Here is a 21,326-nt window from a genome sequence, read left to right on the forward strand (position 1 = left end):
TGGAGAAGCGGCCGGGCAATAGCCGCCCGGCAATGAGTCCCCGAAGTCTAGACTAACCGCAACTTCGCATGCGCGGAAAAAACTGAAGCTATCGTTCAAAATTTTTGTATTGAACCAGCGGATGCTGCAGGTCGACGACCGACGCGAGAATCATCGCGGCCGCGTTGACCGGGACCGCACTGCGCACCCTCGGTTTGTAGATGAGATCATTACGGCGAATCGTCGCCCCGCTCACCGCGCAGCGTCCCTTCAGTCTGGCGCGGCAGCTGATCCACACCTGGTCCGCGTAACGGCATAGCGTGGCGTCCTGCCAGAGGACCGCGATCGACGTCTCCGACAGACGCTCGATCACCTCGACCTGCCGGTGCCGCGACGGTCCATTGGCGGCCTCGCGCGTGAGCGGCGCCGCAAGATAGGCTTCGCCTTCCGCTTCGCCGCGATAGCCGGCAAGAAGCCGCTTGATCACGTGGCTCCATACCGGCGCGAGGCTCTCGTCGTGCGTGGCCGCGTGATCGTCGTGCGCTGTGCGGCAAGCGTCATGATGCACGCCCGCTTCGTGCCTCGCTGCATTCGTGCATTGCCTGGCGGGGGATTCGATGTGCATCGTGATTCTCCTCGAGTGTTGGCGCGGCGCCCGTGACAGAAATTGCTGGCAGCGACGCCCGGCTACGCTTCTTCACTGACCAGGCGCCGCTTCGTAATTGACCGGCACCCAGTCGTACGTGTTGCCGTTCTTCCTGATGTGTCCGAGGCCCGGAAACGCGATATGCGCGGCGCCGATCAGATAACGCTCGCTCGCAGCGAGTTCGAGCGCGGTGCGGCGCGAACGTTGAGCCGCGGCGGCATCGGTGTCGTATTCGACCGATGCCGTCGGGTTCTGCAACTGGATCGCCGCCACGTGCACGATGTCGCCCCACACGAGCAGATGATTCGCGCCGCTCTGTACCAGATAGCCAGTGTGACCAGGCGTGTGCCCAGGCAGCGCGACGGCGCGAATGCCTGGGTCGAGCTCGACATCGCCCTTGAAAGGCTCGAAGCGGCCCGACGCGATATACGGAGCGACGCTCGCACTAGCGGCGTCGAAGAAAGTGCTGAGAAAGGCCGGCGCTTTGGACTTGTTAGCCGGGTTCAACCAGTAGTCGGCTTCGGTCTGGCTCACGCGCACGACAGCATTGGGAAAAGCCATCGCGCCGCTCGCGACGATGCCGCCCACATGGTCCTTATGCAGATGCGTGAGCAGCACCTCGTCGATCTGTTCGGGCCGATAGCCGGCCGCACGCAGATTGGCGAGCAGCTTGCCGCAACAATCGCCGTACAACACGCCCGCGCCGGAGTCGATGAGGATCAGCTTCGAGCCCGTGTTGATCAGAAACGCGTTGATCGAGCCTTGCACCGGCGCCTGCAGGAAATCGCGATCCAGGTCGCGCGCGATCTCCACCTTCGGAACATCTTCGATCACGGTGTCGATCGGAAACGGATGCGTGCCGTCAAGCAGCGCGGTCACTTCGAAGCTGCCGAGCATGATCCGGTAAAAGCCTGGGCCCTGAGTCTTGACCTGAGGCGCTGCGCCAAACGCCACGCCGCTCCACAGGCTCGTGACGACGCTCAATAGAAGCAGGCAGCAGGCCGCCGCATGCAGGGTTGCGCCACGTTGAATCGACTTCATCATCTGCTCCGTCAGGGGTTGGCCGCGACCTTCGTCAACTGGCTCAGGTACGCATGAATTTGCGCGACGACCGCCGCGCCGTCGCCGACCGCGGCGGCTACGCGTTTCGCGGAATCCGAGCGCACGTCGCCGACTGCGAACATGCCCGGCACGCTGGTTTCGAGTGGATAGTGCGCACTGGCCGCCGACGTGCCCTGCCCGCTTCTCGCCACGCCGGTCACGAGAAAGCCGCGGTTGTCGAGCTCGACGCCGCTCGCCGCGAGCCAATCCGTTTTCGGCTCCGCGCCGATAAAGAGAAAGAGATGCCGCGAGGCCAGCACTTCCTCTTCGCCGCTCGCTTCGTGACGCACGCGAAGATGTGTGAGGCCTGCTTCGTCGCCTTCGAGCGCGCGCAGCGTACAGCCCGTGCACAACGAGACATTCGGCAGCGAGCCGATGCGGTCGATCAGATACTTCGACATGCTCGCGTTGAGGTCCTGGCCGCGAATCAGCATGCGGATGCTGCGCGCGAAATTCGCGAGAAACACCACGGCCTGGCCCGCCGAGTTGCCTCCGCCCATCAGCACGATGTCCTGGCCTTTGACGAGCTTCGCTTCGATCGTCGACGCCCAGTAATACGTGCCGCGCCCCTCGAAACGTTCGAAGCCGGGCACTGTCGGCTTGCGGTATGCGGCGCCGCTTGCCACCACCACCGTGCGCGCGCTGATGCGCTGGCCGTCGACGAGCGTCAGCACGAACATGTCCTCTTGCCGCGTTACTTCGGTGACCTTGCCTGGAATCGCGAGATGCGCGCCGAACTTCAGCGCCTGCTGGAACGCGCGCGCGGCGAGCGCCTGCCCGGAGATGCCGGTTGGAAAGCCCAGATAGTTTTCGATGCGCGAGCTCGCGCCAGCCTGGCCGCCGGGCGCGCGCTGATCGAACACGGCCACCGAGAGTCCCTCGGTGGCCGCATAGACCGAGGCCGCCAGTCCGGCCGGACCCGCCCCGACAATCGCGACGTCGTACCTGTGCGACTGCTGGAAGGTCGGCACGAGTCCGAGGCACGACGCGAGCTGCGCCTCGTCCGGCGCGCGCAACACATGTCCGTTCGGGCAGAACACCAGCGGAAAGTCGCCGGGGCCGGTGGTCATGCCGCCGAGCAAGGTCACGGCTTCGGGATCGGAGCGCGCGTCGATCACGGTCGCCGGATACGCATTGCGACGCAGGAAGCCTTGCAGGCCTACGAGGCGTGCGTCGTCGCCATTACCGACGATGATCGGCCCGAGCCCCTGCTCGATCAGTCCGAGCCGGCGCAGAATCAGCGCGCGCATGATGTGCTCGCCGAGTTGCGCATCCGCGACGATCAGCGCTCGCAAACGCTCGGGCTCGATCACCAGCGTCTCGACATCGGTCAGCGCGAGGCCGTCGATCAGCGCGGGCTTGCCGGAAAGCTGCGCCATCTCCGCCATGAAATGACCGTCGTCGTGCTCGGTCACGAGCGTCGAGCGGCCGAAGCTGTCGCGTGAAAAGATCCGCACGCGGCCATGCAGCAACACGAAGAGCCCGAGCGCGATCTGCCCGGTCTCGAAGATCAGCTCGCCTGCCTTGAAGTTCATCGGGCGTGCGAAGCGGCGCACGCTTTCAATCTCCGCAGGCGACAGACGCGGGAACATCTGATGTTGCCGGTATTCGAGCGACGAATACGGAAACTCCAGTTCGGACGGTTGCGCCACATCGGGCGATAAACCGGAAGTGCTCATAACGATGACCTTTGTTTTCGCAGCGGCCTCAACCGATTCGATATCAGCCGCTACCCATCCCTACCGACCCGCTACCAACCTGCTACCACCCGAACTTCAGTTCCGCGCCGACATAGTCGGCATTGCGCGCACCCAGTTCGCGCAGCGACGGTCCCACCTGGAAATGCACGGCCTCGAGCGCCGCCGCGAGATTCGCAGTGACGGCCCAGTCGGCGCGCACTTGGGTATAGAAGCCGGTCCAGCGCGAGCCGTGTCCCGCCGTGCCCGGCACGACCGCCGAGCCTTGCTGATAGACAGCGTCGGCGGTGGTCTCGCGCCATTGCAGGCCGACGCCAGCGAGCAGCGAGAGCTTGCTCGTCGGCTTGATGATCAGTGACGGCTTCACGTGAATCAGGTTCGTATAGCCGGTGTAACCCGCAAGCGCGAAGTAGTAGCCGTTCGGAAAGAGCGGATTGAAGGTGCCGACGCGGCCGTCGCCAGGATGGGTGTCGCCCGAAGCCGCATCCACCTGGATACCGATGCGCGGCGTCCACGGCGTCGACGCGAACGTGTAGCCCGCGAGCGAGCCGACTGCCCACGCGCCGATCGTCTTTGTGCCGACATGCCCCGACTGATACATCGTCTCGATGTCCCAGTCGACGTGATTGAGCGTGCCGGCATAGCGTGCGTCGAACACATCGCGGTGTTCGTCGCCGGTCGCGTCGAGAAAACGCGCGTTGCTGCGGTTGTAGCGCGAGTAATACGCGGACACGTCGCCGGGACCGACGGCTTTGCGCTCCACGCGCACGCCGCTGAACGTCAGATGCCGGTTCGACACGTCGTCGAAATCGCTGTTGTCGCGGTACTGCACCGGCTGCGTCGCGTACGCGATCCAGCGCCATAGACCCGTCTCGTAGTCGGCCCAGATCGCGTCGAACGCCTGGCGCACATTCGGGCCGTCGCGCACGGAAATGAAACGCTGCAAGTCGAACGCCATCTCCTGACGGCCGAGCCGAAACTTCACGACGCCCGGGCCGAGCGGCTCGACGATAGCCACAAAAGCCTGGCGCAAGTCGAGCGGATTCTTGTCGACCGGCGTGACGTTGTCCTTGCCGTACGGGTGGGCATCCTCGAACTGCGTGAAGATCTGCACGTGAGGACCGAGGTGTACGTCCGCATGCACTTCGAGGCGTTGCAGCAGATACGTATCGTCGTGCCCCGCGCCGAGACCGAAGAGCGGCGCGTCGTTTATTTCGAGCCGCTCGCGCAGCACGACGCCGAGCGACACGTACGCATCGGGATTGCCGAAGAGCGGAATGTACTTGAGCGAGTCGAACGGGCGCCTGGGCACGCAAGGATTCGCGAGCGCCGACCAGTTTTCCTGCCAGCGGTTGAACATCACCGCCGGGCGCGCGCACGAGGTGCCTGCTGCCGGAGCGCTCACCGAAGTGGTGTCGTCGGCGCTGCCGAGCGCGGTGTCGGCGGCCATTGCCGGCAGTGCTGCGGTAAGGCCCGCGGCCGCGAGCCCGGCGGTCAGACTGGCCTTGAAGCTCGCTGCGGGCCCCTTGCCGAGCAGCCACGCGCGCAGCGCAGCGCCCCGCCCCGGCCGCGCCGCTCGCGCCGACGGATGCGGCCGGAGCGGCCGGAGCGGCCGACTGGGACCCACTGCCAGCAGCGCCTTGATTGCGCGCGCTTTACCGGCCATCGTGCACTTCGGCGATATATCCGCCCGGGAATTCGAGCACCGCCGTCTTGCCCGATGCGCTGTCGTACGGCGCATAAACCACCTTTGCACCGGCCGCCTCCGCGCGTTGCAGCGTCTGTGCAAGATCGTCGACAGCATAGCCGGTCGTTTCGCGGCCGAACGGGAACGGCAGCTTGCCGTCGGTGACGAACACCACCATGCGGCCAAAGCCGGAAGCGATGCGAATCTCGCGGATCGTTTCGCCCGGGCGGCCGATCACGCCGGCGTCGGCGCGCGGGTTGTCCGAGACGATCTTGCCGTGCGAAAAGTGCAGCCAGCGGCGCACGAAGTTGTTCGCCTCGTAACGCGACACATACACGCGGTTATCCGGCACGCTCTGCAGCGGCGCATAGTTCGGCGCCTTCGTGTGCCAGTAGAGCTGCATCGTCAGACCGCCCGGCCACTGGATGATCGCGTCCTTTCCGATGGGGTCGTCGAAGCTGTCCACCAGCACATCCGCGCCCGCCGCGCGCGCGGCCTTCACCGCCTGATCGATGTTCGTGACCAGATAACCCGTCCGCTCATTGCCGAACGGATACGGAACCGGCGTTTCGAAGCCGAACACCGACAGCATGCCGACCGGCGTCTGCACATATTGCGACGCGGTCTTGCTAGGCGTCGGCGTGACGGTGAACACCGCGCGCGGCGACGCCTTGCCGCCGAACGTCGCGATAAAGCTGCTGACGAACGCATCCAGATCCGCGGACGCCACGTACACGTGCGTCGTGTCGTATTGCGGACCGACCGACACATCCGGCTGGCGCGCGGCGAGCGCGGTATTTGCGCTTGCGACTTCGGGCGGCCCGGCATCGGCGTAAGCGGATGTGAGCGGCGCGAAGCCGATCAGCAACGCGGCGGAAACTGCCGCGAGAGGACGAAAACGCTGAAGCAAATGGAACATGTGATTTACCTGATGATGTTGGAACAATTCGAGTGCAATCAACCGCCCTGTTTCGAGGCGCCGGGCGCGCCCGCCTTCTGCGATGACCCGTCAGGCATCGGCGCCGGAACCGGCAATGTCGACGATGGCGATGCTGCCTCCACCGCCGCGCTCTGTGCGAAGAACTGAGCCTTCACCACGGGTATCGCGTGTTCGCCGAGCACCATGCCGAGCAGGCCGGCGAGCGCGATCAGCGGCGGCGCCGGCGACTGCACCTTGAGCAGCCAGTAGAGGAGTCCGACGCCGAAGCCGACTCCCAATGAAATGATGTAGCCCATGCCAATCTCCTATCGAGGCCGGATCAGTTCGGCCAATCCGAACCGAGCACCAGCCCGCAAAAATTCAGACGCCGGTAATTCGGATCCCATCGGTCGAGCACGTCGGCGTTGACCGTGCCGAACGTCGTTTGCGGACGATGCTCCATGCCGCGCGCGTACTCCTCGAGAATCCGCTTCTTGAAACCCACTTCGCGCGGACACGCCTGCACGATTTCGTCACGCTCCTCTACCGCGTATTCGTCATAGCGCGCACCGCGCACGTCCATCTGCACGCCCGCGGCGAGCAACGCGACGAGCGGCGCGAGATGCTCGGGAATGCCCGGCGTCGTATGCAATGCAATCGCTATCCACACTTCGTCGATCGCGCTTGCCGCCGCCCGGTGCTCGCGCATGAAATCGCGCGCGGCATTCGCGCTGTCCACTTCGTAGCGGCACGACGAACGCCGATGCGCGCTATTCAGGCCAACGTTATGAAACATCGCGCCCACGTAAAGCAGTTCCATGTCGAAAACCATGTTCTGGCGATAGCCAGTCAGCGCACCGAACAGAAAGGCGCGCTGCGCGTGATGGAACATCAGCGCAGACTCGGTCGCGCGGATCCGCTCGGTTGCCCCACGGGCCATCGCACTGTCGGGCATGTCGATGCCCGCAATGGTTTTCTTCATGTCACCTCCTCCATATGCCGCACCGTCGGCGATGCGCGCGGGCCTCGTTGCCAGAGAGCCCTCGTTTGCGCACGACGCCTACGAACGCGCGAATTCCAGCAGGTCCTGATTGAGCCGGTCTTTGTGCGTGAAGTAGACGGCATGCGGCGCGCCTTCGTAGACGACCAGCTTCGCGCCGCTCACGAGCGCCGCCGCTCTGAACGGGCCGCCGTCCGATCCCATCCAGCGTAACGATTGCCGTCGATAAAAGCTTTGGCGCCACCTTAAAAAGCCTTAAGCGAAAGCCGCATTCCAATGGGCCGCCCTCACAGTGCAAGCTCATGGAAGCGCCGCACGCCGTCGCGGATCCATTGCAGCAGACCGCCGCTGCCTTCGCCGGCGGTGGCCGATGTCGCAAGCAGCATCTTTTCGCTTTCGTGATGGACGGAGAGCAACCGGCACATTTCACGCGCGACTTCGGGGCGCCGCGCGAGGATCGGGGTAAGCGCGCTTTTGTCGAGCCGGAACACCGTGGCGCGCGTGAGAGCGCGCACGACCACACCGGTTCTCACGCCGGCGAGTATTCCCGACTGCCCAACCGAGTCGCCCGGCGCGAGCCTGCGCAATTCGGCCTCGCCGCCGTCTTTCGGCACGACGACCTTCGCAACGCCGCGCGCGAGAATGTGCAACTCATGGCCGCCCTCGTCGGCGGCGGTATAGATGGTGTCGTCGGCATCGAACTCGTGCAGCGTCAGTTGGCCGGCGAGCTCGCCGATCTCCGCGTCGTCGAGCGTCTGGAAGATCAGCACGTTGCGCAGGAGCCGCTGCTTTTCGTCAGTGGGCTCGCCCGTGGGCTCCGCTACCGACAATGGCCGCAACACCACGCCGCGCGAGAGCAGATGCCGGTGCGCGAGGTCGTACAGGTCGTTGCGCACGCCGATCTTCTTGTTCCATGCGTCGACGTAGCAGACGATCTCGTACTCGATCGCGTCGTTGGTGGCGCGCTTCACACTCACGAGCGGCTTCGGCTCGGCGAGCACCTCGGGCGAACTGGCGGCGGCGTGCATCAGCGCCTGCAAAACGGTCGCCGGACGAATCGACGGTTTCACCGGCAGCAGCACGCTCACGCCATGCGTATGCATCGGCTGGTTCGCGTTGACGATATTCGTGCGTGCCGCCGCGCTGTTCGGAATCACGACGATGTTGCCCTGCCCGTTCAGCAGGCTCGTCGCGCGCCAGTTGCTTTCCACCACCTTCCCTTCCACTTCGCCGATGGTGATCCAGTCGCCGATGCGAAACGGCTGTGTCGCATTCAACACCACGCCGGAGAACACGTCGTTCAGCGTGCTCTGGATCGCAAGGCCCAGCACCACAGCAACCGCGCCTGAGGTGGCGAGCAGTCCGCGCACGGGCAGCTGCAACACAAACGCAATCGCGCCGACCGCGGCGGCCAGAAACACGAGAGCACCCAGTACGTCCTGGAAGAGGCGCTCCTTGTGCCAGGTCTCGGGCAGCACCATGCGATCGAGCACGACGGTAACGAGCCGCGCACCCTGCAGCCACCAGATCACTTCGAGCATTTGCGCGAGCAGATGGCGCACGGGCTCCGCGCTCCACGGCGCCTCGCGCAGCGGATTCATGCCGTGGGTGAAGAGCACGTAGCTCGACAGGCCAAACATGATCACGCGCAACGCGAGCCGCGCGCTCGCGTTGCGGCGGCCCATGAAGCGCCACGCGAGGAAGTCGAGAACCAGAATGCCGAGCCCATAGAGCACGCCATCGGTCAGAGTCGGCATGTTGGTTCCCGCTTACGACGAAGCACGATGAAGGTCGGAGCAACGTGGAGCAGCGCGCCGCGCGTCAGAACGCGAAGCAGCTGCAGCCGAGCGCGCCCCAGAACCCGTTGGAATCGCTGACGGGCACGTTCTTGCGCCATGCCCAGCCATGCGCATGCGCATGCACGCCGCAAAGATTCACGCAGCCGTCCACGCAGGCAACGGCGGTCGGCTTATAGCGGCTGTAGCCGCCGAACTCTGCAACTGGCGACCACGACGGACTCACCGGCAGATCGGGCGGCGCGAGCGGCGCGAACTCGTCGGCCGCATAGACGACCTTGCCGCCTACCACCGTCATCACCGATTCGAGGTATTTGATGCTGGTTTCCTCGACGCTGAAGTAGTCGTCGCTCAGCACGGCGAAGTCGGCGAACTGGCCCGGCATGAGCGCGCCCTTGCGGTCGTCCTCGTTCGAGAACCAGGCGCTGCCGACCGTGTAGCGGCGCAGCGCTTCCATGCGATCGAGCTTGTTCGCGCTCGAATACATTGCCGTGCCGCCCACCGTCTTGCCCGACACCATCCAGTACAGCGACACGAACGGATTGAAACTGGCGACGCGCGTGGCGTCCGTGCCCGCGCCGACCGGCAGGCCCGCGTCGAGCATCTTGCGGATCGGCGGCGTGTGCTTGACGGCCTCTTCGCCGTATTGCTGGATGAAGTACTCGCCCTGATAAGCCATCCGGTGCTGGATCGCGATACCGCCGCCCAGCGCGCGCACCCGCTCGATGTTCTTCTGCGTGATGGTCTCGCAATGGTCGAAGAACCAGCGCAGGCCGTCGAACGGAATGTCGGCGTTCACGCGCTCGAACACGTTCAGGAAGCGCTCGATCGACTCGTTGTAGGTGGCATGCAGGCGGAACGGCCACCGATTCGCGACGAGCAGCCGCACCACCGCCTCGAGTTCGACTTCGAGCGTGTCGGGCAAATCGGGCCGCGGTTCCAGGAAGTCTTCGAAGTCCGCAGCGGAAAAGACCAGCATCTCACCCGCGCCGTTCACGCGCAGGAAGTCGTCGCCTTCGCCAGGCTTTGTCATCTTCACCCACTTCGCGAAGTCTTCGATTTCCTTCTTTGCGTTCTGCGTGAAAAGGTTATAGGCGATTCGCACGGTCAACTCATTGTGCTTCGCCATCTCCATGATGACGGCGTAGTCGTCCGGATAGGCCTGATAGCCGCCGCCCGCGTCGATCGCGCTCGTCACGCCGAGCCGGTTCAACTCGCGCATGAAGTGGCGCGTGGAATTGCGTTGATCTTCCAGCGCGAGCCTCGGGCCTTTGGCAAGCGTCGCGTAAAGCAGGCCGGCGTTGGGCCGCGCGATCAGCATGCCGGTCGGATTGCCGCGCTTGTCGCGCTGGATCTCGCCGCCCGGCGGATTGGGCGTCTCTTTCGTGTAGCCGACCGCACGCAGCGCCGCCGCATTCAGAAGCGCGCTGTCGTACAGATGCAGGATGAACACCGGCGTATCCGGCGCGATCGCGTTGATCTCTTCGAGCGTCGGTCCGCGCCGCTCGGCGAACTGGAATTCGTTCCATCCGCCCACCACGCGAACCCACTGCGGCGCGGGCGTACGGGCCACCTGCTTGCGCAACATGTCGAGCGCGTCCGCGAGCGACGGCACGCCGTCCCAGCGCAACTCCATGTTGAAGTTCAGACCGCCGCGAATGATGTGCAGGTGCGAGTCGTTCAAACCGGGAATGACCGTGCGGCCTTTCAGGTCGACGTGGCGAGTGGCGTCGTTCACGTGACGCATCACGGCATCGCGCGAGCCTGCGGCGACAACGCGGCCGTTCGCGACGGCGAGCGAATCGGCGAACGAGCGCTTCTCGTCCTGCGTCGCGATCTTGCCGTTGAAGAATACGACCTCGGCCGGGGTGAATCCGGGTGACAGGTCTTTGGACATGACGGGCTCCGTGTGAGAAAGGACAGGCAGGCTGATGAGATGTGCCGCGCTCACCTCGATGGCGAGTCGAACTGGGAGGCAGTCTATCGGCGGCGCTTTGCCAGGTCCTTGTCGAAGCCCTTAATAGTGCTTAATGCGAGTTCTTAATGTCGGTTCCTACAGCGGGTTCTCAAAGCGAGTTCCCGATGCGGGTGCTCAAGGCGAATCCCCGAAGTAACTTTTTGCGGGAACTGTCCGCGAAAACCATCGCGGCGAGTGTGCGCACGCGCCTCAGAAGTTTTCATTATTTTTGCAGGACTTTATGCATCCGCTCTTCCTACACTGACTGGGCGCTCAATGGGCATATGAACGGGCACGCTCGCAGAGCCACTCACCACCCTCGATCAAGGACTCGCCATGAAAGACGAAAAGCAGGCAGCGGCGCATCGCGCGGCACCGCTCAAGACGCCGACCCGCCTTACCGAAGACGCGACGCGCGACATCGCCGCTGCATTGACCACCCTGCTCGCCGATGTATTCGCGCTGTATCTGAAGACGAAGAACTTCCACTGGCATATGTCCGGGCCGTACTTCCGCGACTATCACCTGCTGCTCGACGACCAGGCGAACCAGATCTACGCGACGACCGATCCGATCGCGGAGCGCGCCCGCAAGATCGGCGGAAAAACGCTGCGCTCTGCCGGCCACATCACGAAGCTGCAACGTATCGCCGACAACGACGCCGAGTTCGTCACGCCAGGCGACATGCTCGCGGAACTGCGCGAGGACAACCTGGCGCTCGCCGACTATATGCGCGAAACGCATTCGCTGTGCGACGAATACGGCGACGTCGCGAGTGCGAGCCTGCTCGAAAACTGGATCGACGAAGCGGAGCAGCGCGTGTGGTTCCTGTTCGAGTCGGGGCGCCACGACTGATAGCGCGCAAGCCGCCTTACGACGCGCCATTCCCAGCACGCGTTCGGTCACCCGTCTTAACAACAATTAAGCAATCTGAAGTACGGGGGATATTCGCGCCCGTAGGATTCGAAACCCTGCGATGCCGCGTCACGAATCGCCGGCACGCACATCACAACGTCACAGGCACGGAGAAAAAATTTGGCCAACTCATCCGCAATTCCATCGGCGAACCGGCGCCAGCTGCTCGCAGCGGGCGCAGGCGCGGCCGTTGCCGCTATCGCAGCGCCGGGCGTCGCGCTAGCGGCAACGGCCGGCGGCAGCAGCCATGCGGGCAATTCTTCTCACTCAAAGCACGGAGAGCGACACACCATGAACACGGTCACGACCAAAGACGGCACGCGCATTTTCTTCAAGGACTGGGGTTCTGGTAAGCCGGTTGTCTTTTCGCACGGCTGGCCGCTCGATGCGGACGCATGGGACGCGCAGATGCTGTTCCTCGTGCAGAAAGGCTACCGTGTGATCGCTCACGACCGTCGCGGCCATGGCCGCTCGGACCAGCCGTCGCACGGCAACGACATGGACACCTACGCGGACGATCTGGCCGCCGTGATCGAGGCGCTCGACCTGAAGGAAGCCACGCTCGTCGGCCATTCGACAGGCGGTGGCGAGGTCGCTCACTATATCGGCCGCCACGGCACTTCGCGCGTCGCCAAGGCCGTGCTGATCGGCGCCGTGCCGCCGCTCATGGTCAAGACCGAAGCCAATCCGAACGGCTTGCCGATGTCCGTGTTCGACGGCATTCGCGCGAACGTGGCGGCAAACCGCTCGCAGTTCTACAAAGACCTGGCGGTGCCGTTCTACGGCTTCAATCGGCCGAACGCGAAAGTTTCGCAAGGCACGATCGACGAATTCTGGCGCGAAGGCATGCTCGGTTCGATCAAAGGCCAGTATGAGTGCATCAAGCAGTTCTCCGAGGTCGACTACACGGCGGACCTGAAGAAGATCGACGTGCCCACGCTGATCCTTCACGGCGACGACGACCAGATCGTGCCGATCGACGACTCGGCCCGCCTGTCGGCCAAGCTCGTGAAGAATGCGACGCTGAAGGTCTATGCCGGCGCGCCGCACGGCATGTGCACCACGCAAGCCGACAAGGTCAACGCGGATCTGCTCGAATTCCTGCAGAGCTAAAACCAGCCGGGAGCGCGCTGCATTACAGCTGCGCCGCTTCCGCTTTCCCCTGCGCTTTTCCTTTCTTTCGACGCATTGCGCCGCTGCGCCAACGCTGATGCAATCCGCTTCAAATTGCGAAGCCGATTTAATAGAAGCGCAATGTATACATGAATTACCGCGAGTGGATTTTGTCCGCGAAAATCCATTACGGCGATATGTCGGTCAACAACAAATCACATTGTTTCGAGCGTGGGCCATGTGGGCTAACCGGGCAAAGCGCCATGGGCCGGGACTCGCGCAATTCATATGATGTTTCATGCTTATTATTTGAGCGCACGATAAATAGCGGGTTTCCCAACTCCGGGAAAACCCGGCATAATGACAAATAACTTACATCTAATAAATTCGAGTAAATGACTACCGGCAGTTGAGGCGCTGCAACGACCCGAGGTGACGAACATGTTCAACGATCTTCATGCATCCGCCGCCACGGCCGCGCGTCCCAAAGACTCCCTCGGGTGTCTGTCGAGTCAACTGCGCCAGGACCTCGAACTCGACACCGGCGAGTTCAAGTTTTATCGCAAATGCACGCTGGGCAGCGACACGAGCCCCGTCGCAATGGACGGCTCGGGCCGCGGTTTTCTGATTGGCGTATCGCTGCAAACAGGACACCGCCGGCGCATCTACTCGCAACATCGCTGGGTCACGCACGAGTTCGAGCGCGACAGCGTCTACGTCCGCGATTTCGCCGACGACTACCGCGCCGAACTGCTAGGCGGCTTCGACTTCGTGCTGATCGAACTGTCGCGCAATTTTGTCAGCGACGCCTGCCATGAGCGCGGCGGCAGCGGCCTCGCGCGCATCGCAACGGTTGCGGGCCGCAAAGACCCGGTGCTCGGTCATCTGGCGCAAGTGCTCGCGCTCACGCTCAATGCGCAAAGCGGGGCAAGTCCGCTCTTCATCGAACAACTCGGCGTGACCATCGGCACGCATCTGCTCGATCGCTATGGCGAGGCCGCGCGTCGGTCGGACCGCAACAACCGGGGCCTGTCCGCGCTGCAGGAAGCCCGCGCCAAAGAGATGCTGCTCGCCCGATCTCAGGGCAATGTGTCCATTGAAGAGATCGCCGGTGCGTGCAACCTGTCGCGCAGCTACTTCATTCGCGCGTTTCGCGAGACTACGCGGCGCACGCCGCATCAATGGCTGCTGGAGCGGCGTATCGAACAGGCTCGCGAACTTTTGAAACACTCGAATCATTCGCTTTCGGAGATCGCCATGGCTTGCGGCTTCTCCGATCAGAGCCATTTCACGCGCACGTTTTCGCAACTCGTCGGCATGCCGCCAGGACATTGGCGTCGTGAGGCTCGCCTATAGGCAGATAAAAAATCTGGCAGCGCACACTCTTCACGGTGCGCCGCCCACGCAAATGGACTTTCGTACAAAGCATCGCACTAACCGACAAGACGCGAAGGATTTGACGCGGTAATTTCCACTTGTCGTACTGCAGGTTCTTCTCACCAAGCTCGTTGTCCCGGAAGTTGAAAACGACATGATTGAACTAGGCCGCTTTCAAATAGATCTGGAACTGCGCACCTTATGGCGTGACGGTGAACGTGTGCCGCTCGGCTCGCGCGCCTTCGAAATTCTTGCGATGGTCGTCAAGGCCGGCGGACGTCTCGTCACGAAAGACGAGTTGATGGACGCCGTATGGCCGGAAACCATCGTCGAAGAAAATAATATTCAGGTTCATTTGTCCGCGCTGCGCAAGATTCTCGGCGCGGACCGCGATCTGATCCTGACCGTGCCTGGCCGCGGCTACCAACTCGTGCATCGGCACCGTGCCGCGAGCGCCGCGAGCGCCGTGAAGCCGCCGATGCCTGCGCCGGCGGCCGGTCGCCCTCTTCCGCCTCCGCGCACGCCACTCGTGGGGCGCGACACGGCCGTCGCTCAAATCCGCTCCATGCTCGAACACACGCGCGTGCTGACGCTGGCCGGCGCCGGCGGCATCGGCAAGACGAGCCTCGCTATTGAAGCCGCCCGTCATGCCGCCGCGGATTTTGCGGAGCCCGTGTGGTTCGTGGAACTGGCCACGCTCGGCACGCGCGACGAAGTGCTGGCCGCCACCGCGCAAGGCTGCGGGTTGCCAGTCGAACACGCGACGCCGAGCCTCGCGCAAATCGCCTCGGTGCTGGCGGACCAGCGCCGTCTGCTCGTGCTCGACAACGCCGAACACGTGATCGCGCACGTCGCTGAAATGGTCGAGGCATTGGTCGCTGCCAACGCGAACCTGCGGGTGCTCGTAACGAGCCGCGAGCCGCTGCGCATCATGGCCGAAGCGATTTTGCGGGTCGAGCCGCTCGACGTGCCGCAGCCTGGCTGCCCTGACGCGCAGATTCTGCAGCAATCGGCCGTCAGTCTGTTTTTGCTGCGCGCCAACTCGTTGCAGCGTGAAGTCGCCGCGGATAGTGCAGAGCTGCGGCTCGTCGGCGAGATATGCCGGCGTCTGGACGGCATTCCGCTTGCGCTCGAACTGGCGGCGGCGCGCGTGGTGACGCTCGGCGTGGTCGGCGTGCATCAACGGCTCGACGACCGCATGTCGATACTCGCGGGCGGCTATCGTACTGCGTTGCCGCGCCACCAGACCTTGCGCGCGACGTTCGACTGGAGTTTCGCGCTGCTCGATTCGGATTCGCAAGCGCTCTTCAGACGAAGCGCGGTGTTCGGCGGCGTCTTCAGCTTTGAAGCGATGTGCGCGGTGGCATGCGATGCGTCGCTGACCGTGGCCGATGCGATCAGCGCGATCAGCGAACTGCTTGCCAAGTCGCTCGTGAACGTGGAGTTCGACGGCCCCGTGGCGCGCTACCGTCTGTTGGAATCGACACGCGCGTATGCGCTCGAAAAGCTGCAGGCCGAAGGCGAGCGGCAGGACATGGCCTTGCGCCACGCACGCTATCTGTCGCAATGTTTCATGGCACACACGGCGCAAACGGCACAAACGGCACAATCGGCACAATCGGCCCAAACGGTGCGTGGCAACGCGGACAGCGTCGCGGCGTTCAAGCACACGCTCGACGACGCACGCAACGCAGACGACTGGGCCTTCTCCGCCGACGGCGATGTGCAACTGGGCATCGAGCTCGCATCGAATCTTACGGGCGCGTTGCTCGACAGTGGAATGATCGCGGAATGCTGTGAGCGCGCAAGCCGCGCGGTCCATGCATTGGACACGCTGCCCGCCGGCAGCGTCGATGCGCCTGGCGAAATGCGCGTACGCGCGGCGTTGGCTTCGGCGCTGCCGCACGTGCGCGGCTCCGTCTCGACGTCCGAGCGATTGTGGCGCAGCGTCCTCACGCTCGCGACCGAACACGGCGATGCTGGATTTCAGGCGCGCTCGCTGTGGGGCTTGTGGACCACCATGATTTCGAGCGGCAACATCCACGAGTCCATGCAGTTCGCGAAGCGCTTGCGTCAGCTTGCACAGCATTGCGCCAACCCGTGGCAGGAGACGCTCGCCGACCAGATTGCCGCGATTTCGCTGCATTGCCTCGGCCGCCATGCCGAGGCCAAAGCAGAACTGCTGCGCACGCGCGACCGCTTTGCGGAACTCGAATACAGCGGGCAGCGCGACAACACGATCGCCGTTCATCCGCTTGTCTACTGCAATGGCACGCTCGCGCGCATTGCGTGGCTCGAGGGACATTGTGGCGAGGCGATGAAGCTCGTCGATACGCTCGTCGGTCTCGTGCGGCCCGACATGATGGAGCCGTTGCTCACGCACACGCTCGGCGCCTCGGCCGCGCCGCTCGCGCTGATGTGCGGCGACCTCAAGCGCGGCGCGGTGTATCTGGAGATCATGCGCTCGCAGGCGGCGCTGCATGGCCTCGACGTCTGGCGCGACTACTGCAACTGCCTATGCGCGTATCGCGACATTCTCGGCGGCGACGAGCAGCGAGGCGTCGCGCTCCTGGAGACCTCGCTCAACGCGCTGATCGAGCGTGGTTTCCGGCGCCTGATCACGCTGTTCATCACCGCCTATGCCGAGGCGCTCGTGGCCGCCGGACGAATCGACGAAGCGTCGCGCCGGCTCACCGACACGTTGCAGTTTTGCGAGGCCAACGGCGAGATGATGTTCGCGCCAGAACTGTGGCGCGTGCTCGGAGTCGCCGCGTACGCGCAGCGCAAGCTCGCCGACGCCGAAGCCTGCTTCGTCAAGGCAATCGACATGGCGCGTTCGCAGGGCGCGAGAATGTGGGAACTGCGCGCGTCGCTGGCACTGGCCGGCTTGCGGCAGGAAGACGGTCGCGCTGCTGAAGCGCTGCAAATGCTCGAACGCATGGCGCTGTATTTCGATGCGCCGTCGAACGCGACCGATGTGCAGACGCTGTTCGATACGCTCGCAACGATGCGCGGACCGAAACGCGAGAGCGCCGCGCCGACGGTCGCGGTGAATTCGGCGCCAACCGATTCGCGCAAGCGTGGCGCGCGCAAGGCGGGCGGGAGCCTCGCACGCGTCGACTAGCTGATGCGTGCCACATGCCGGTTTATTACGGTATCCGTAACATCCGCCATTACGCCCCGCTATTCTTCTGAACTGGTGCGTCGGCCGCCGATGCGTCGGTCGCCGATACGTCGGCCGCCGAATCGTCGGGCGCCGATGCGTCACGCTTCGGGGTCAGCACGGCCGGCATCGACGGATTTTCTGGCTGCGTATAGCGTTCCTGAACCGCAGCCTTGATTTGCGCGAGGCTCCCCGCTGCATCGAGCGAAGTGTCCTGCTCGATCTGCCGTGCTTGCGCCGCGAGATCCGGGTCGCCCATTTCCTTTTCGAACCACCGCGAATAGTCGCCCTGCTCGCGGTGATACTGCCAGGTGGCGGCGTCGACGCCCTCCGCAATCTCCACGAACAGCACCAGGTTATGCGCGCGCAGATTCAGTGCACGCTCGGGTCCGCGGAAATAGAAACTGCGCTCGGGAATCAGCAGCCCTTCCGCATATTTTCTCCGATGCCTGAGCCGGTGCTTGCTGCCCGGTTCGAGCCGGATCACACCCTCGGGCGCCGGCTCGGTGAGACGCCATAACAGCGCCTCGCCGGGTTGCAGCTGCGTTTGCCCCAGCATATCGTCGACGTTCGGCATAGGGCGGTCCGTGGCTTTCGCGAGTTCCTGCACGGCCTTGCCCGCGCTCGGACCCATCGCGAGCATCAGATTCACCTGGCGCAGGAACGCGCCGTCGAGTTGCTGCGGAGAAACCGTGATCGCAAGCGCGGTCTCCAGCGTCTGCGGAATGGTCTGGCTCGCACCCGCCCATCCAGCCGGAAACAGATGATGCGCCTCGTCGAACACGAGCCAATGCGGCCGCCCGGTGCGCACGCGCAACTGCTGCACTTCGAGCAGCAACGACGCGCAGAACGCGGGCCGCTCGGGCAGCGGCACGCGCAGCAGATTGACGGCCACCGCCGCGCGCGGCGGGCGCAGCAGCAATTGCACGACTTCCTCGATCTGCGGGGCGGTGTGCGCATCGCCTACCACGATCGTATCCTCGTCGTTCTGATAGTCGCCTTCCGGATCGATGATGCACAACTGCTGGTGCATGCCCGCCAAGCGTTCCAGGAGACCCGCGCACGCGGTCGACTTGCCGCATCCCGATTCGCCCGCGAGCAGCGCTACCGTGCCGTGCGCCGCGCAATACCGATCCGCGGGCTCCTCGCCGTCGCGCGAATGTCCGACCAGAACGCGGCTGCGCGGCGTCACGCTTGCCCGTTCGCGCAGGTCGTCCTTCACGAGCGCGTCGATAAGCTCGGCGACACCAGCGCCCGCCGCGTGGCTCGTGATCATATCGGCGTGCGCCTTCAAGGCCGGCAACGCATTGGCAACCGCGACGGAAAACCCGCACGCGTCGAGCAGCGCATGATCGTTCTCGGCGTCGCCTACGCCTGCCACGTTGAAAGCCGACAACGCCAGTTCGCTCAGCGCCTCCTGCAAGCCGCTTGCTTTCGATATGCCCGGCGAGACGATCATGACCGCTTCGCCGTTAAAGATGATCTGCAACCCGAGGCCAAGGTCGCGAATCGCGGCAAGCGCGATCTGCTCGGCGGGCTTCATCGTCGCGACGAGCGTTTCGCTGACGCTGAAATGACACAGGCCGCGGCGCTTCAATTCCTCGACGAAAGCGGGCGGCGGCGGCGGAGCGAGGAGACGCCGCGTGCCCGTCGACGGCGTATACAACACGCCGCCGTTTTCCGCGACGACCCGCGAGAACAGGTCGAGCCGCGGGCAGACGGCGAGCAGGTCGTCCATCTCCCGGCCGCTCACGAGAATCGCCTGGCGGCCCGAGGCGCGCAGGCGTTCGAGCGCGTCCCACGTTGCGTCGGCGACGCGTCCGTCGGATGCGAGGGTGTTGTCGTAGTCGGTCGCAATGGCAAGAAATCGCATGGAAGGCGCTCCGTGATCCTGTTTCGTTTCCGCTTGCTTCAGTCGGCCTGCGCCGATTGCGCGTCGCAAGTGCCGTGCAGCATCGCTTCGTAAATGCGCGAATACTGATCGACCATTCGCTCGACGGAGAAGCGGCGCTCGAATGCCGCCCGGCAAGCAGCGCGGTCGATGGTGTCGATTTTCGCGAGCGCGGCCACCGCTTCGTCGACGGAATCGACGAGGAAACCGGTCACGCCGTGCTCGACGATTTCCGGCGCGGCGCCGTTGTTGAACGCGATCACGGGTGTGCCGCACGCAAGCGCTTCGATCATCACGAGGCCGAAGGGCTCGGGCCAGTCGATTGGGAACAGTAAGGCGCGTGCCTGCCCGAGAAAATCGTTTTTGCGCGCGTCGTCGACTTCGCCGCAATACTCGACGTGCGGCAACTCGAAGAGGCTCGCGATTTCCTGCTTGAAATACTCGCGGTCACTGTTGGCGATTTTTGCGGCGATGCGCAACGGCAGGCCCGCGCGCCGCGCAATTTCTATTGCGCGGTCGGGCCGTTTGGCGGGCGAGATGCGACCGAGAAACGCCACATAATCGCTCGGCTCTTCATGAAAGCGCAGCAGATCGACCGGCAAGCCGTGATGGACCGTCGCGCGCCAGTCGAGCCACGGAAGCGGCGCACGCTGCGCATCGGAAATCGACACCAGCGGCATATCGGCAAACTGACGGTACAGCGCGCTTAAGCCCGGTATGTCGAGTCGCCAGTGCAAGGTGGTCAGCGAAGCGCATGGCAGCCGCCGCGCGAACGGAAAGCTCGTGTAGTCGGTGTGAAAATGCACAAGGTCGAATTTATCCGCGCGCCGCACCACTTCTTCCAGCATCGCGAAGTGAAAAGCCTGCGGGTCGGCCGTATCTTCGATCAGGCGAATCGCAAAGTCGCTGCCCGAGACGAGCCGCGCTCGCGTTTGGGAATCGCCGGTTGCAAAGAGCGTGACGTCGTGGCCCAGCGAGACGAGGCCATCCACCAGCCATGCCACCACTCTTTCGACGCCGCCGTAAGCGACAGGCGGCACTCTTTCAAACAGCGGTGAAACCTGGGCGATGCGCATGCGCTGCTCCGCTCGACGAACCGATGCCTAGCGAGCCGCATGGTGCATGCCCGGCGAAGTCACGCGTGACCCGCCGCGCTTTTCGCCGATGGAAAAATGTACCTGTCGGCGATGAAATTTAAACGTTATGGACGGTGACGCGGAGCTAGGCGATCGGGCCGCTGTAGCCGTCGGTGGGCGACGCGGGCTCGACTCGCTCGACATGCTCGTCGATCCAGTCCGTCGCCCGCTCGCGCGCGAACTCGATCGCCTCATGTTCGTCGACGAAATCGCGATGAAACTCCATGTCATGCGTATCGTCGCTCGAACTCACCGCGCCTTGCGTCACCTCGATCCTCGCGTGCGCGACAATCGCGCCGTCGTCGACGCCTGCCGTGAGATGAACGATGCAGCCTCCATATTCGAAGTCCATGATGTCTTCTCCCGCGTGTAGTGGTTATGCCGCGCTAGCTGCGCTTCGCGCCGCCGTTGCCGCGCGACCTGGCGGCGGTGCGGGGCTGCGCTGCTTCCGCTGCCTCCGCGCTCTCGTCGTCGATTGCTTCCGCCGCGCGTCGCCCCTTCCCCGACTGGTCCGCAGCCGCCGGCGGCTCGGCGTCGCCCGCGTCGCCTTCTGCTTCGATCTGTGCCTGCGCGCGCAGCCAGTAATCGTCGGGCCGTCCTTCGGGCGAGCCGTCGCTTTCCCATAGCTCATACGCGCGCTTGCGAATTCGATCCTCTACTGTCGGTTCGACCGGTGAGCCTGCCATTGCAATCTCCATACGTGTCGTGAGTGGAAAGCACGCGCGCAATGCGGCGGCTGCGCCGGTGAGGCAGCAAAGCCCGTTCCCATGCAGTACACGTCGAGGCTCGACAGCGCAAGTCGCGGATGCTCACGAATTCAGGCAAAAACTCGCGGTCACTCGCGCGTTTGCGCGCTCGCCGTAGCATCGGCCAGTTGTTATAATTCTTTCAGCAGTTCTGATTCAAATATAACGCCGCTCACACAGCCCACGCAGCCCACGCAGCCCAC

At 64.0% G+C, this 21,326-nt stretch carries 18 protein-coding genes; 4 read left to right on the top strand and 14 right to left on the bottom strand.

Annotated features, from left to right (window positions below; all coding sequences use genetic code 11):
* Positions 1–88: 88 nt before the first annotated feature.
* The 10 genes from JMY24_RS07195 to JMY24_RS07240 form a co-directional block, all read right to left on the bottom strand.
* A complete protein-coding gene (locus JMY24_RS07195; protein ID WP_201701678.1) occupies positions 89–604 on the bottom strand; it encodes a DUF3331 domain-containing protein in 516 nt (171 codons plus the stop codon).
* 72 nt (positions 605–676) lie between these two features.
* Positions 677–1,666, bottom strand: coding sequence for an MBL fold metallo-hydrolase (locus JMY24_RS07200; RefSeq protein WP_128597741.1), 990 nt, complete (start codon positions 1,664–1,666; stop codon positions 677–679).
* An 11-nt stretch (positions 1,667–1,677) separates the two neighbouring features.
* Positions 1,678–3,405, bottom strand: a complete 1,728-nt coding sequence (locus JMY24_RS07205; RefSeq protein ID WP_128597742.1) for an FAD-dependent oxidoreductase — start codon at positions 3,403–3,405, stop codon at positions 1,678–1,680.
* 82 nt (positions 3,406–3,487) lie between these two features.
* Entirely contained in the window at positions 3,488–4,873 is a 1,386-nt protein-coding gene (locus JMY24_RS07210) for an alginate export family protein (RefSeq protein ID WP_201701936.1), read from the bottom strand.
* Positions 4,874–5,078: 205 nt separating this feature from the next.
* Complete coding sequence (locus JMY24_RS07215) at positions 5,079–6,029, bottom strand: VOC family protein (RefSeq protein WP_128597745.1); 951 nt, start codon at positions 6,027–6,029, stop codon at positions 5,079–5,081.
* 38 nt (positions 6,030–6,067) lie between these two features.
* A complete protein-coding gene (locus tag JMY24_RS07220) occupies positions 6,068–6,346 on the bottom strand; it encodes a DUF1427 family protein (protein ID WP_128597746.1) in 279 nt (92 codons plus the stop codon).
* Between the two features lie 23 nt (positions 6,347–6,369).
* Positions 6,370–7,011, bottom strand: a complete 642-nt coding sequence (locus JMY24_RS07225; protein ID WP_128597747.1) for a phosphohydrolase — start codon at positions 7,009–7,011, stop codon at positions 6,370–6,372.
* A gap of 78 nt (positions 7,012–7,089) precedes the next feature.
* Positions 7,090–7,233: an alpha/beta fold hydrolase gene (locus JMY24_RS07230; RefSeq protein ID WP_201701680.1), complete on the bottom strand. Its 144-nt coding sequence runs from the start codon at positions 7,231–7,233 to the stop codon at positions 7,090–7,092.
* Positions 7,234–7,316: 83 nt separating this feature from the next.
* The gene (locus JMY24_RS07235; protein ID WP_128597748.1) at positions 7,317–8,786 is read right to left on the bottom strand and encodes a mechanosensitive ion channel family protein; all 1,470 of its coding nucleotides are present in this window, start codon (positions 8,784–8,786) and stop codon (positions 7,317–7,319) included.
* A gap of 64 nt (positions 8,787–8,850) precedes the next feature.
* A complete protein-coding gene (locus JMY24_RS07240) occupies positions 8,851–10,722 on the bottom strand; it encodes an amidohydrolase (protein ID WP_128597749.1) in 1,872 nt (623 codons plus the stop codon).
* A 396-nt stretch (positions 10,723–11,118) separates the two neighbouring features.
* Here JMY24_RS07240 and JMY24_RS07245 point away from each other — a divergent pair, with 396 nt between their 5' ends.
* The 4 genes from JMY24_RS07245 (at position 11,119) to JMY24_RS07260 (ending at position 17,311) form a co-directional block, all read left to right on the top strand.
* Positions 11,119–11,637, top strand: coding sequence for a Dps family protein (locus tag JMY24_RS07245; RefSeq protein WP_128597750.1), 519 nt, complete (start codon positions 11,119–11,121; stop codon positions 11,635–11,637).
* Positions 11,638–11,988: 351 nt separating this feature from the next.
* Positions 11,989–12,810, top strand: coding sequence for an alpha/beta fold hydrolase (locus JMY24_RS07250; RefSeq protein ID WP_128597751.1), 822 nt, complete (start codon positions 11,989–11,991; stop codon positions 12,808–12,810).
* A 441-nt stretch (positions 12,811–13,251) separates the two neighbouring features.
* On the top strand, positions 13,252–14,166 hold the full coding sequence (locus JMY24_RS07255; RefSeq protein WP_128597752.1) for a helix-turn-helix transcriptional regulator: 915 nt from the start codon (positions 13,252–13,254) through the stop codon (positions 14,164–14,166).
* 175 nt (positions 14,167–14,341) lie between these two features.
* The gene (locus JMY24_RS07260; protein WP_201701684.1) at positions 14,342–17,311 is read left to right on the top strand and encodes an ATP-binding protein; all 2,970 of its coding nucleotides are present in this window, start codon (positions 14,342–14,344) and stop codon (positions 17,309–17,311) included.
* A 49-nt stretch (positions 17,312–17,360) separates the two neighbouring features.
* Here the strand turns inward: JMY24_RS07260 and JMY24_RS07265 are convergent, their stop codons facing one another.
* The 4 genes from JMY24_RS07265 to JMY24_RS07280 form a co-directional block, all read right to left on the bottom strand.
* Complete coding sequence (locus tag JMY24_RS07265; protein WP_236597344.1) at positions 17,361–19,223, bottom strand: HAD hydrolase family protein; 1,863 nt, start codon at positions 19,221–19,223, stop codon at positions 17,361–17,363.
* A 38-nt stretch (positions 19,224–19,261) separates the two neighbouring features.
* Positions 19,262–20,317, bottom strand: coding sequence for a glycosyltransferase family 4 protein (locus JMY24_RS07270; protein ID WP_128598752.1), 1,056 nt, complete (start codon positions 20,315–20,317; stop codon positions 19,262–19,264).
* A gap of 145 nt (positions 20,318–20,462) precedes the next feature.
* Positions 20,463–20,729 carry a hypothetical protein gene (locus JMY24_RS07275; protein ID WP_128591008.1) on the bottom strand — a complete coding sequence of 89 codons (267 nt, stop codon included), beginning with the start codon at positions 20,727–20,729 and terminating at the stop codon, positions 20,463–20,465.
* 34 nt (positions 20,730–20,763) lie between these two features.
* Entirely contained in the window at positions 20,764–21,063 is a 300-nt protein-coding gene (locus JMY24_RS07280; protein ID WP_201701686.1) for a DUF2934 domain-containing protein, read from the bottom strand.
* Between the last annotated feature and the right edge of the window lie 263 nt (positions 21,064–21,326).

This window comes from Paraburkholderia kirstenboschensis (assembly GCF_904848585.1).
GTDB classification, from domain to species: Bacteria; Pseudomonadota; Gammaproteobacteria; order Burkholderiales; family Burkholderiaceae; genus Paraburkholderia; species Paraburkholderia kirstenboschensis.

Excerpts from the sequence above, each read along its gene's own strand:
- JMY24_RS07280 (WP_201701686.1), bottom strand. The coding sequence starts at position 21,063 with ATGGCAGGCTCACCGGTCGAACCGACAGTAGAGGATCGAATTCGCAAG.
- JMY24_RS07200 (WP_128597741.1), bottom strand. The coding sequence starts at position 1,666 with ATGAAGTCGATTCAACGTGGCGCAACCCTGCATGCGGCGGCCTGCTGC.
- JMY24_RS07215 (WP_128597745.1), bottom strand. The coding sequence starts at position 6,029 with ATGTTCCATTTGCTTCAGCGTTTTCGTCCTCTCGCGGCAGTTTCCGCC.
- JMY24_RS07260 (WP_201701684.1), top strand. The coding sequence starts at position 14,342 with ATGATTGAACTAGGCCGCTTTCAAATAGATCTGGAACTGCGCACCTTA.
- JMY24_RS07225 (WP_128597747.1), bottom strand. The coding sequence starts at position 7,011 with ATGAAGAAAACCATTGCGGGCATCGACATGCCCGACAGTGCGATGGCC.
- JMY24_RS07270 (WP_128598752.1), bottom strand. The coding sequence starts at position 20,317 with ATGCGCATCGCCCAGGTTTCACCGCTGTTTGAAAGAGTGCCGCCTGTC.
- JMY24_RS07265 (WP_236597344.1), bottom strand. The coding sequence starts at position 19,223 with ATGCGATTTCTTGCCATTGCGACCGACTACGACAACACCCTCGCATCC.
- JMY24_RS07240 (WP_128597749.1), bottom strand. The coding sequence starts at position 10,722 with ATGTCCAAAGACCTGTCACCCGGATTCACCCCGGCCGAGGTCGTATTC.
- JMY24_RS07245 (WP_128597750.1), top strand. The coding sequence starts at position 11,119 with ATGAAAGACGAAAAGCAGGCAGCGGCGCATCGCGCGGCACCGCTCAAG.
- JMY24_RS07250 (WP_128597751.1), top strand. The coding sequence starts at position 11,989 with ATGAACACGGTCACGACCAAAGACGGCACGCGCATTTTCTTCAAGGAC.
- JMY24_RS07235 (WP_128597748.1), bottom strand. The coding sequence starts at position 8,786 with ATGCCGACTCTGACCGATGGCGTGCTCTATGGGCTCGGCATTCTGGTT.
- JMY24_RS07220 (WP_128597746.1), bottom strand. The coding sequence starts at position 6,346 with ATGGGCTACATCATTTCATTGGGAGTCGGCTTCGGCGTCGGACTCCTC.
- JMY24_RS07255 (WP_128597752.1), top strand. The coding sequence starts at position 13,252 with ATGTTCAACGATCTTCATGCATCCGCCGCCACGGCCGCGCGTCCCAAA.
- JMY24_RS07275 (WP_128591008.1), bottom strand. The coding sequence starts at position 20,729 with ATGGACTTCGAATATGGAGGCTGCATCGTTCATCTCACGGCAGGCGTC.
- JMY24_RS07210 (WP_201701936.1), bottom strand. The coding sequence starts at position 4,873 with ATGGCCGCCGACACCGCGCTCGGCAGCGCCGACGACACCACTTCGGTG.
- JMY24_RS07195 (WP_201701678.1), bottom strand. The coding sequence starts at position 604 with ATGCACATCGAATCCCCCGCCAGGCAATGCACGAATGCAGCGAGGCAC.
- JMY24_RS07205 (WP_128597742.1), bottom strand. The coding sequence starts at position 3,405 with ATGAGCACTTCCGGTTTATCGCCCGATGTGGCGCAACCGTCCGAACTG.
- JMY24_RS07230 (WP_201701680.1), bottom strand. The coding sequence starts at position 7,233 with ATGGGATCGGACGGCGGCCCGTTCAGAGCGGCGGCGCTCGTGAGCGGC.